We start from the raw sequence: 10984 nt of genomic DNA on the forward strand, positions 1-10984 counted from the left end.
CAGGCCGTTGCGGGACACCCACTCAACACGAAGTTGTTCGACTATTTCGTCGTTTTCCGTGCCTTCAATTCTCCCTTACGCAACAGATGTCAGGGAAATTTGGCTTGCACAAGCCCCAAAATGATGCCTAATTAGACAGAAAGCAATATTGCCTAAAAATTGTGCAAATGGCTGGGATTGTAGGCAGCGTGTGTGGTGCGATGAAGCAGCGAGGACTGGAGTGAAGGCGGTCTCGACCGAAACCGCCCGGCTGTCCTTCATCGGACGGCTGGTGCCGCCCAGCTTCGCCGAGTTCTGCGACCGGCGGGCGGAGAAGCTCGACCTGAAGATGGCGATCAGGAGCGTCGCCGCCGACCGCTTCACCGTCGAAGTCTCGGGCCAGCCCGACCTCGTCGACGCGTTCGAGATGGCGTGCAGTCTCGGCCCGCTCGATTGCCTCGTGCTCGACTATGAGCGCACCAGACTCCACAGCATTTCCAATGGGGAACAAGAACGATGACCACCGCGGGTGTCTGGCATCCGGTCGCACTGTCGGCCTCGATTGAGCCGGGGAGCTCGGCCGGCACGCATATCGACGGCAAGGAGTTCGTCGTCTGGCGCGACAACAGAGGCGCACCGCATGTGTGGGAAGACCGTTGCCCGCATCGCGGCATGAAGCTCAGCTTCGGCTTCGTGCGTGGCGACCACATCGCTTGCCTCTATCACGGCTGGCAGTACGACACGGCCGGGCAGTGCCGCTACATCCCGGCTCATCCTGAGCTGGACGTGCCGGGGAGCATTAGGGTGCCGGTCTTCCAGACGGTCGAGGTGGCTGGCATGATCTGGGTGGCCACCGAGCCGACTGAGTCCGCGCCCCCTGCCCCGCAGGAGGCCGGCGAGACCGTCCCGGTGCGCAGTGTCTTTTTCGGCGCAGCCATTGACGCGGTGCTGGCTGCGATCGAGACGACACCGTCGCGCCCTTTCAGCGACGAGGCTGCAGCCTCCGTCCTCCGCCAGATCGACGGCCGTCTCTACGCGCTGACCGTTGGCAACGACATGCTGCTCCTCGGCCTGCATAGCCTTTCCAGAGAGCGCACGGCATTGCATGTCGTCATCGCCGGACCTGCCGCACGCTATGCCGGCAAGGGACAGGCGCATTTCCTGGCCTGGACGGCCGAACTGCGCCACCGCATCGAGACGCAGCCCGCAGCAGCGGTGGCCGCGTGATGGCCGGCATCGTCCTCTACAACTACGAGCTCGACGAGAACTGCTACAAGGTGCGGCTCGCGCTCTCGATGCTCGGCCTCAAATGGGAGCCGATCGCGGTCAACGCCTTCCCTGGCAACGAGCAGACGACGCCGCCCTTCCTCGCCATGAACCCCCTCGGCACACTGCCGATTCTGAAGGACGGCGACCTGACCCTGTTCGGCGCCGAAGCGATCCTTGCGCATCTTGCCCGCGCCAATGACGCCGCTGGCAGATGGCTGCCGGCGGAGGGCGCCGACTTCGCCGGCGTCATGCAGTGGCTCGTCTTTTCGGCCGGCGCGCTGGCGGTCGCGGGCGAGGCGCGCCGCAACTCCCTGTTCGACACGCCGGGCGACGGCGAGGCGCTGCAGGCATCGGCGGGCAAGCTGTTGCGCATCATGGACGACCACATGATCGCGCGCGGCTACGAGGGCCTCGACTGGTTCGCGGCCGGCCATCCCACGATCGCCGACATCGCGCTTTTTCCGGCCTTCGCGCTCAGCCGCGATTTCGGGATAGACCACGATGAATATGCCGGGCTGCGGCGCTGGGGACGGCGCGTCCGTTCGCTCCCCGGTTTCGTGACCATGCCGGGCATCCCGGACTATTATTGAAGCGCAGGCGCCAAGGCAGAAGGCAGAAAAGTCATGAACACTCTCAGCCGCTTCTCGGTACAGCCGCTCTCTACCATGACGCGGAGGTTGGCCGACGTCGCCTTCGGCAGGCAGGAGCCCGACCTGGTCATTGCCGGGGCGCGCGTGCTGTCGACCTATTCCGAACGCATCCTGGCAGACCGGGAAGTCTGGATCTCGGGCGGGCGCATCGCCGCGGTGAAGCCCGCCGGCACCTACAAGGGGACCGCCGCCAGGGTCTACCAGGCCAAGGGCGGCATCGTCGCGCCGGGACTGGTCGATCCGCACATCCACATCGAATCGTCGATGGTGACGGCCTGCGCCTATGCCGAGGCCGCGCTGCTCAACGGCACCACGACCATCTTCTGCGACAGCCACGAGATCGGCAACGTGATGGACGTGGCCGGCGTCGAAGCGATGCTGGAGGATGCCCGCCAGGCGCCGCTGTCGATCTTCCTGACGGTGCCCAGCACAGTGCCCGCCACCTCACCGCAACTCGAAACGGCCGGCGGCGACCTGACGGCGGAAAAGATCGGCGCGCTGTTCGACAAATGGCCGGAAGCGGTGGCGCTCGGCGAAAAGATGGACTTCGTGCAGGTGGCGATGGGCGACGAGCGCAGCCATGCGATCCTCGCCGCGGCGCTCCAGCGCGGCCGCCCCGTCTCAGGGCACGTCTACGGCCGCGAATTCGTGGCGGCCTATGCCGCTTCCGGCGTGACCGACACGCACGAGGCGATCGACCGCGAGATCGCCGACGACATGCTGGAAGCCGGCATTTGGCTCTTCCTGCGCGGCGGCCCGCCGACGACGCCGTGGCACTCGCTGCCGCAGGCGATCAAGACGATCACCGAGCTCGGCGCCTCGCACAAGCGCGTCGCCGTGTGCACCGACGACCGGGATGCCGACGATTTGCTGCTCTTCGGCCTCGATTGGGTCACGCGCGAGGCGATGAGAGCCGGCATGAAACCGGAACAGGCCTGGGCGATGGGCTCGCTGCACGGTGCCACGCGCTTCGGCATGGAAGGCGAGATCGGGGGCCTGGGCGGTGGGCGGCGGGCCGACCTCATGCTGCTCGACGATTCCTACAAGCCGGTGAACACCTGGTACGGCGGCGAACTGGTCGTCGAAGACCGCAGGATCACGCCGGTCCTCGACCAAGCGCTGTCGCAGCGTTACCGCTATCCCGAGGCGGCCTACCACACGGTGAAGCTGCCGAAGGCGATCAAGCTCACCCCGGACCTTCCGACCGAAAAGGTCGTGGCGCACACCATCCGGACCGAGCTGCCGGGCATCACGCTCGGCCACGAGCGGATCACGCTCGAGCCGGCGAACGACTGGCAGACGCATTTCGACCGGCACGGGCTCTGCTTCGTGACCGTGGTGGAACGGCATGGCAAGTCCGCCGGCAATGTCGCGCACGGGCTGCTCAGCAACTTCGCGCTGAAGCGCGGCGCGGTCGCATCCTCGGTCGGGCATGACAGCCACAACATTATCGTCGCGGGGGTCAACGAGGCCGACATGCAGGTCGCGCTGCGCGCGCTCGAGGAGAAGCAGGGCGGCGTCTGCGTGGTCCATGACGGCAAGGTGACCGCGATGGTCGACCTGCCGATCGCCGGGCTTCTGTCGGACAAGCGCGTCACCGAGGTTGCGGAGGAGATGAAGGTGCTGAAGCGCGAATGGGAAGCGGCCGGCTGCTCCATCCCCTATATGGGCTTCAACCTCATCCCGCTCTCCGTGATCCCGGAGATACGCATCACCGACAAGGGCCTCGTGCTGGTGCCGGAGATGGAAATCGTGCCGGCCTTCGAGGCGGCCTGAGTGGATCCCTATCGCCTCGGCCTCGTCTCGCCGCGTATCCACTATTTCCAGCTGGTGGCGCGGCTGGGCTCGGTGCGGCAGACCGCGCAGGTGCTCAACGTCGCGCCGTCCTCCATCAGCCGCCTCATCAAGGCGCTGGAGGACGAGATCGGCACGCCGTTGTTCGAGCGGGTGCGGCAACGCCTGAAGCTGACCAGCGCGGGTGAGCTGCTGCTCTACCACGCCAAGGTGAGCACCTCCGAGCTTGGCCGCGCCTGGTCGGAGATCAACGACCTGCGCGGCCTCAACCGCGGCGGCGTCTCCGTGACCGTGGTCGAGAGCGTCGCGCGTGGCCTGATGCCGGCCGCGCTGAAGGAGTTCTGGGAGCGTCACCCGCTGATCACGGTCGACGTGCGGGTCGCGGGTTCGCAGCAGGCGTGCGATGCCGTGGCGGAGGGCGACTGCCAGCTTGCGCTCGCCTTCGACGTGCAGGTGCCGCGCAGCGTGCGCAAGATCGCGGCAGCCACGCTGCCGCTCGGCGTGGTCGCGCATCCGGACAGCCGCTTCGCCGGCCGCAAAGAGCTGAAGCTGTTCGACCTTTCCGGCGAGCGCGTGATCCTGTCAGACGGCAGCCTGGCGCTGGGGCTTTCGGTGGAGGAGGCTATCAGCCGCTCGATCATCGATCTGACACGGCGCTCCCGAACCAATTCGATCGGACTGATGATCGAGCTGGCCAAGCTCAATCTCGGCACAGTGCTGCAGACGCGCATCGGCGTCGAGGCGGAGGTCGCCGACGGCACACTGATCTTCGTCCCGCTGCATGATGCCAAGATACCGCCGCGCCGGCTGATGCTGCTGACCCGGCCGGAGCGCGAGATGTCGGACGCGGCCTCCGCCTTTGCCACGCAACTGGCGCGGACGGTAGAGCGGCTCGGAAACGGTCGATGACGACCGCGGCCAGTTGTTGCGTTTTGCGCATCGTATTGCGGCTTGCTTTTGCACTATTCGGAACATCTCCTTTTCTGCGAACCTGCGCCGGCAGGAGAGAATTCGCATGAAGAAAAGCGCGGTGTACGCCGTCATTCGCGGTCTGAAAAGAGCAGGAGTGTCGATCGTCTGCTACCTGCCGGATTCGCTGTTCAAGGAACTTTACCCGGCGCTCGACGCCGATCCCGACATCAGGACGATCCGCGTCACCAATGAGGGCGAGGGCGCGGCCATCTGCGGCGGCGTGTTCCTGTCGGGCAAGCGGGCCGCGCTGGTGATGGAGAACTCGGGACTCAGGGCCTCGGTCGAGCCGCTGGCGCGCATGGGCCTGGGCGCCGGCATCCCCGTCGTGATGCTAATGAGCTACCGCGGCGAGCTCGGCGAGAACAACTGGTGGGCCATCCCCCACGGCATCACCATGGAGCCGGTGCTGGACGCGTTGCGCATCCCCTACCGCGTCGTGCGCGAGGAGGAAAAGATCGAACGGGCGATCGCCGACGCCTACTCCTGGTCCTACGCGTCCTATTACCATTCGGCGGTCGCGCTCGGCGGCGAGGTGGTGCGATGAAACGCTTCGACTGCATGAAGGCGCTCGCTGCCCGGCTGAAGGACGAGCTGGTGATCCTGTCGCTCGGCGGCAGTGTCGACGAATGGTACAACGCCGCGCCGCACATGCGCGAGGCGAGCCTCTTCCAGCAGCAGCTCGGCTGCGTGACGCCCCAGGCCTTCGGGCTGGCGGCCGGCCTGCCGCACCGCCGCATCGTCTCGCTCGACACCGACGGCGGCCTGCTCTTCAATCTCGGCATCCTCGCCACGCTCGGCAATGAGCAGCCGAAGAACCTGCTGGTCGTCGTCTGGGACAACGAGCAGTATTTGTCGATCGGCGGCCCGCCGACCCACACCGCCTTCGGCCGGGTGGACCTCGCCGCGATCGCCCGCGGCGCCGGGGTCGACGACGCCTATCTGGTGCGCACGCTCGACGAGTTCGACGCCCACTGCAAGGCGGGGTTGGCCGCCGGGAAGCCGTACATCATCGTCGCAAAGGTGTCGGGTACGGTGCAGCCCGACATCAAGCGCAAGCACAGCGACGGCCGCGAGGACAAATACATCTTCGTGCGCCATGTCGAGGCGACCGAAGGCATGACCATCATGGGTCCGAGCGAGCACAACTGAAGTCGGCCCATGATCGCCTCCGCCCCAGCCATTCCCCCCAGGCCGCTCAAACCTTCCTACGACGTCATCGTGGTCGGCGCGGGCTCCGGCGGCGCAGCGGTGACGCGGCGGCTGGTGGACGCAGGCGCCGAGGTGCTGCTGATCGAGTCAGGGCCGGCCGGCATCGGCATCGCCGAGATCGACGATCCGGCGCAATGGGTGCCGCTTGGGCGCGGCGCCTATGACTGGGGCTACGACTACGCACCCACGCCCCACGTCAACGGCCGCACCATCGGCATCCCGCGCGGCAAGGTGCTGGGCGGCTCCAGCGCCATCAATGCGATGATGTGGTATCGCGGCCATCCGCGCGACTACGATGCCTGGGAAGACGCCGGCGCGAAGGGCTGGAGCTTCGCCGACTGCCTGCCATACTTCCGCCGCTGCGAAGACTGGCGGGACGGCGCCAGCGAATGGCGCGGCGCGGGCGGACCGCTGCGCATCGAGCGCGCGGCCGAAATGCACCCCGTGGCGCAGGCGCTCATCGACGGCGCGGCGGAGCTGGGCATCCCGGTCATCGACGATCCCAACGGTCCCGACAACGAAGGCGCCGCCCCCGCCAACTTCAACATCGCCGGCGGCCGGCGCTGGAGCGCCGTGCAGGGCTACCTGCTGCCGATCCTCGACCATCCGCGCCTCACCGTCCTGACCGAATCGCTTGCCGTCGGGCTGACGGTGGAGAACGGCCGGTGCGCCGGCGTGCGCCATCTCGTCGGCGGAGCGGAGCGGGAGAACCGCGCGCGAGAACAGGTCGTGCTGGCGCTGGGTGCCATCGACACGCCGCGCCTGCTGATGCTCGCTGGCATCGGCGACCCGGCCGAGCTCGGCAGGATCGGCATCCCGACCGTTCACGCGCTTTCCGGCGTCGGCCGCAACCTCCAGGATCATCCGCTGGCGCAGGCCTGCGTCTTCCGGGCGAAACGGCCGCTCGGGCCCGTGACCGGCAATAGCGGCGGCTCGATGGTGAACTGGAAATCGCGATCGGACCTGCCACAGGCCGACCTTCATGCCTTCCCGGTGCAGGGCAACAGCGCCGAGCCGGCGATCCGCGCCCGCTACGAGATTTCGGGCGACGTCTTCTCCTTCGGCGCGGGCGTGATGCGCTCGAAGAGCGTCGGCCATCTGCGCCTGCTGGAAGCCCGGCCAGGCGGCGCACTGGAGATCCAGCCCAACTTCCTCGCCGAGCCCGAGGATCTGGAGGCGATGGTCACGGCGGTCGAGGCCGTTATCGAGATGGCAGCCGCGCGCGCCAACGCGCATGTCTTCGCCGGCTTCGCCGCGCCCGACCGGCGGCTGTCGCGGAAGGAGACGGTTGCCTTCGTCCGCGACGCCTGCTCGACCTTCTTCCACACCTGCGGCACATGCCGCATGGGCGAGGACGAGGAGGCCGTGGTCGACAGCCGCCTCGCGGTGCGCGGCATGGGCGGACTCACCGTCGCCGATGCGTCGGTGATCCCGATCATACCGAGCTGCAACACCCATGCGCCGGCAACGATGATTGGGGAACGCGCGGCCGACTTCATCCTGCAGGCGGCCTGAAACTTGCCTGGCTGTGAGGACGAGGCACGAACGGATACGGGGAACGTAGTGAGTGAAAGCATGATCCTGGCAGGCGACCATCTGCTCACCATGGACGCAACCAACAGCGTCATCGCCGACGGCGCCGTGCTGATCGAGGACGGTCGCATCGCCGCGGTCGGCAAGCTGCGGGAGATCTCGGCCGACAACCCGTCGACGCCGGTGAAAAAAATCGCCGACAGCGTGCTGATGCCGGGCATCGTCAACGCGCATGCGCATTCCGGCTTCCTGCGCGGCACGGCCGAGCATCTGCCGGTCTGGGACTGGCTGACGCTGCACATCAACCCGATGCACAGGGTGCTGCAGCCGCACGAGGCGGAAGCCGCCTCGTGGCTGTGCTACGCCGAATCCGTGCTCGGCGGCACGACCGCGGTCGTCGATATGTGGCGCTTCATGGAGGGCAGCGCCAAGGCGGCGGAAGCGATCGGCAACCGGCTCGTCGCCGTGCCCTATGTCGGCGAGCATCCGGACTACAACTATTTCGACACGCTCGACATGAACGAGGCGATGATCGAGACGTGGCATGGCAAGGCCGGCGGCCGCGTCAACGTATGGGTCGGTCTCGAGCATCTCTTCTATGCCGACGAGGCTGGGCAGCGCCGCGCCGTGGAGCTGGCGAAGAAGCACGGCACCGGCTTCCACACCCATTGCAGCGAAGCCCGGATCGAGCTCGCCGAATTCGAGAGACGCTACGGCAAGCGGCCGATGTACGTGCTAGACGATCTCGGCTTCTTCGAAACGCCGCTCGCCATGATCGCGCATGGCGTATGGCTCGATTCCGCCGAGATCGAATTCATCGCGAAGCGCCGCGTGTCGGTCGCGCACAACCCCGTCTCCAACATGAAGCTCGCCAGCGGCATCGCGCTGGTCGGCGAGATGCTGGCCGCCGGCGTCGCGGTCGGCATCGGCACGGACGGCGAGAAGGAGAACAACAATTTCGACATGTTCGAGGAGATGAAGGTCGCCTCCCTGCTCGGCAAGCTCAAGGACCTCGACGCCGCCGCCATGGACAGCTGGCAGGTGCTGCGCATGGCGACGATCACCGGGGCAAAGGCGATCGGGCTCGACGCCGAGATCGGCTCGATCGAGCCCGGCAAACGCGCCGACATCATCGCGGTCCGCGCCGACACGCCGCGCATGACGCCCCTCTACGGCGAAGGCCCCTACTTCAACCTGCAGCACAATCTGGTCCATGCCGTGCGCGGCAGCGACGTGGCTATGACGATGATCGACGGCCAGATCGTCGTCGAGGATGGCGAGCTCAAGACCGCCGATCTGGGTGAAATCATCGCGGAAGTCCGTAAGGTGGCGCCCGGCCTCTTTGCCCGGCGAGCGGCCTTCCTCGCCGAGAATGCCGGCGGCATCCGGCAATGGACCGACTGAACGGAGCGGAGCCATGAAGACGACCGACAGGGCGGCGCTCGACGAATGGTACGCGGTGGCGACCGCCGCGGAACTCGGACAAGCTCCGGTCGTGACACGCCTGCTCGGCCAGGACATCGAGCTCTGCCGCGACGAGGCCGGAGTGCCGGTCATCCGTGAAATCTTGAACGACGGCGGAAGAAGCCGCGCCCTGCCCGCGCAGGAGCGCTACGGCTGCATTTGGACGACGCTCGGCCGGCCCAACAAGGACATCTTCGACATCGCCGAAAGCCATGAGGCGGACCGCCGCTTCGTGCCCTGCGGCTGGGTCAGGATGCGCGCCTCCGGCCTGCGCGTCGTGGAAAATTTCCTCGACATGGCGCATTTCCCCTTCGTGCACACCGACATACTCGGCTCGGAGCCGCACACCGAGGTGCCGCGCTATCTGAGCGAGATCCGCCGCGACGTGGACGAGGTCTGGGCCACCAACTGCACCTTCTTCCAGCCGCGCATCGCGGCGACGGAAAGCTCCGGCGATTTCGTGCGGCTCACCTACCGCGTGCCAAGCCCCTTCGTGGTGATGCTCTACCGCGTCTGCCCCAGCGCGCCGGACCGCCTCGATGCCATCGCCCTCTTCATCCAGCCGATCGAGGAGGATCTCTGCCGCGCGCAGCCTGTCATGTACCTCGTCGACGCGACCTCGACCGACACGGCGCTGCTCAATTTCGAGCAGGTGATCTTCCTGCAGGACCGGATCATCGTCGAGAACCAGCGTCCCCTCCTGCTGCCGCTCGAACCGCGCCTGGAGATCCCGACGCGGGCGGACGGCTCTTCGGTCGCCTATCGTCGCTGGCTCAAGGAGAAGGGCCTGCGGTTCGGAACGACGGGAGCGCACTGACCGTGCAGGTGCTTCGCCCGGCATCGATCGCTGACGCGCTGGCCATGCTTGCCGGCGGCGATGCGAGACTGGTCGCCGGCGGAACCGCGCTCCAGCTGGAGTGGGCGAAAGGCCTGCCGAAGCCGCGCAGCCTTGTCGACATCGGCCAGATCGGCGGATTGAAGGGGATTACCCTTGCCGGCAACGGGCTCCGGATCGGCGCACTCACGACGCTGGGCGCTTTGGAGCGTGACGCGACCGTGCGCGAAGAGCTGCCATTGCTCGCCGCGGCACTCCGCGCGACCGCAGGCCCGGCGGTCCGCAATCTGGCGACGGCCGGCGGCAACGTTGCCGGCCGAACCGGCTGCCTGCTCCCTGCCCTGCTCGCGCTCGACGCCCGTGTCGAAAGCTCCTCCGTGGTGGGACGCCGGACCTTGCCGCTTTCCGAATGGCTGCGTCAGGAGCCCGGTGGCGAGATCATCGAAGCGATCACGGTCCCGGTTCCCGATGCACATGTCCGCTGGACGCATCGCAAAATCGGTCTACGCGCCGCCTTCACGCCGAGCGTGATCGGCGCCGCCGGCATGATCGAGATCGTCGACGGCCGTGTCGCAGCCGCACGCCTGGCCGTCGGCGGAGGCATGGTGACGCCGGCCCGGCTCGGCGGAGCCGAGGCCCTGCTCGTCGGCCAGCCGTTTCCCGGCGTCGACTGGAACGCATTGCGGGCGGCGATCGAGGGCGAGATCGTCGCGCCGGACGATGCCTTCCGTTCCGCCCGCTATCGCCGCAAGGTTGCTGCCAACGCACTCGTGCATGGGCTGGGTGGCGGCAAGACTGACGCGCAACCCTCCAGGCCCTCCACTCCGGCTGCCCGCCCCGCCACGCCGCCGGCCGGCGAAATCCGGCTGACGCGCTCCACCGCCGGAGAACGCTGGCACATACGCCCAGACGGGCCGGCTAAGATCGAGGGCAAGCTGAGATACCTGACCGACCATCGCCAGCCGGGCATGCTGGTGGGTCGGATCTTGCGCGCCGCCATTCCCCACGCGAGGATTCTCGCCATTGACACAAGCGCGGCTGATGCCTTGCCCGGCGTCGCGGCAGTCGTCACGTATCGTGACATCGCCGGAAGCAACGCCTTCGGCATTGTCGTGCAAGACCAGCCGGCGCTCTGCTTCGACAAGGTCCGCTATGTCGGGGATGCCGTCGCGGCGGTGGCGGCAGTCGATGCCGAGACCGCCGAGCGCGCGCTCGGCCTCATCCAGGTGCGCTATGCGCCGCTGCCCGTCGTCTCCGATCCGGAGCAGGCGCTTTCACC

11 protein-coding genes are annotated in these 10984 nt (G+C 67.3%); all 11 read left to right on the forward strand.

Translation table 11 applies throughout. From position 1 onward, the window contains the following. Window positions 1-220: 220 nt before the first annotated feature. Window positions 221-499: a hypothetical protein gene (locus tag EOA24_RS02285; protein ID WP_245467185.1), complete on the forward strand. Its 279-nt coding sequence runs from the start codon at window positions 221-223 to the stop codon at window positions 497-499. After that, window positions 496-1206 (forward strand): Rieske (2Fe-2S) protein, encoded by a 711-nt coding sequence (locus EOA24_RS02290; RefSeq protein ID WP_126078770.1) that lies wholly within the window; start codon window positions 496-498, stop codon window positions 1204-1206. The genes EOA24_RS02285 and EOA24_RS02290 overlap by 4 nt, the downstream gene beginning before the upstream one ends. Further along, on the forward strand, window positions 1206-1838 hold the full coding sequence (locus tag EOA24_RS02295; protein ID WP_126078771.1) for a glutathione S-transferase family protein: 633 nt from the start codon (window positions 1206-1208) through the stop codon (window positions 1836-1838). The genes EOA24_RS02290 and EOA24_RS02295 overlap by 1 nt, the downstream gene beginning before the upstream one ends. 33 nt (window positions 1839-1871) lie before the next feature. Continuing rightward, window positions 1872-3674, forward strand: a complete 1803-nt coding sequence (locus EOA24_RS02300; protein WP_126078772.1) for an adenine deaminase C-terminal domain-containing protein — start codon at window positions 1872-1874, stop codon at window positions 3672-3674. After that, window positions 3675-4601 (forward strand): LysR family transcriptional regulator, encoded by a 927-nt coding sequence (locus EOA24_RS02305; RefSeq protein WP_126078773.1) that lies wholly within the window; start codon window positions 3675-3677, stop codon window positions 4599-4601. A 106-nt stretch (window positions 4602-4707) separates the two neighbouring features. Continuing rightward, complete coding sequence (locus EOA24_RS02310) at window positions 4708-5208, forward strand: thiamine pyrophosphate-binding protein (RefSeq protein WP_126078774.1); 501 nt, start codon at window positions 4708-4710, stop codon at window positions 5206-5208. After that, window positions 5205-5813 (forward strand): thiamine pyrophosphate-dependent enzyme, encoded by a 609-nt coding sequence (locus EOA24_RS02315; protein WP_126078775.1) that lies wholly within the window; start codon window positions 5205-5207, stop codon window positions 5811-5813. The genes EOA24_RS02310 and EOA24_RS02315 overlap by 4 nt, the downstream gene beginning before the upstream one ends. A 9-nt stretch (window positions 5814-5822) precedes the next feature. Beyond that, entirely contained in the window at window positions 5823-7388 is a 1566-nt protein-coding gene (locus EOA24_RS02320; RefSeq protein ID WP_126078776.1) for a GMC family oxidoreductase N-terminal domain-containing protein, read from the forward strand. 48 nt (window positions 7389-7436) lie between these two features. Further along, the gene (locus EOA24_RS02325) at window positions 7437-8810 is read left to right on the forward strand and encodes an amidohydrolase (RefSeq protein WP_126078777.1); all 1374 of its coding nucleotides are present in this window, start codon (window positions 7437-7439) and stop codon (window positions 8808-8810) included. A gap of 13 nt (window positions 8811-8823) precedes the next feature. After that, window positions 8824-9687 (forward strand): aromatic ring-hydroxylating dioxygenase subunit alpha, encoded by an 864-nt coding sequence (locus EOA24_RS02330; RefSeq protein WP_126078778.1) that lies wholly within the window; start codon window positions 8824-8826, stop codon window positions 9685-9687. 2 nt (window positions 9688-9689) lie between these two features. Continuing rightward, the coding region (locus EOA24_RS02335; RefSeq protein ID WP_189353822.1) for an FAD binding domain-containing protein at window positions 9690-10984 on the forward strand (1295 nt) is incomplete at its 3' end.

The organism is Mesorhizobium sp. M2A.F.Ca.ET.039.01.1.1, assembly GCF_003998035.1.
Taxonomy (GTDB): Bacteria; Pseudomonadota; Alphaproteobacteria; order Rhizobiales; family Rhizobiaceae; genus Mesorhizobium.

Coding starts and splice junctions, on each gene's coding strand:
- EOA24_RS02320 (WP_126078776.1), top strand. CDS start 5,823: ATGATCGCCTCCGCCCCAGCCATTCCCCCCAGGCCGCTCAAACCTTCC.
- EOA24_RS02330 (WP_126078778.1), top strand. CDS start 8,824: ATGAAGACGACCGACAGGGCGGCGCTCGACGAATGGTACGCGGTGGCG.
- EOA24_RS02300 (WP_126078772.1), top strand. CDS start 1,872: ATGAACACTCTCAGCCGCTTCTCGGTACAGCCGCTCTCTACCATGACG.
- EOA24_RS02315 (WP_126078775.1), top strand. CDS start 5,205: ATGAAACGCTTCGACTGCATGAAGGCGCTCGCTGCCCGGCTGAAGGAC.
- EOA24_RS02310 (WP_126078774.1), top strand. CDS start 4,708: ATGAAGAAAAGCGCGGTGTACGCCGTCATTCGCGGTCTGAAAAGAGCA.
- EOA24_RS02295 (WP_126078771.1), top strand. CDS start 1,206: ATGGCCGGCATCGTCCTCTACAACTACGAGCTCGACGAGAACTGCTAC.
- EOA24_RS02290 (WP_126078770.1), top strand. CDS start 496: ATGACCACCGCGGGTGTCTGGCATCCGGTCGCACTGTCGGCCTCGATT.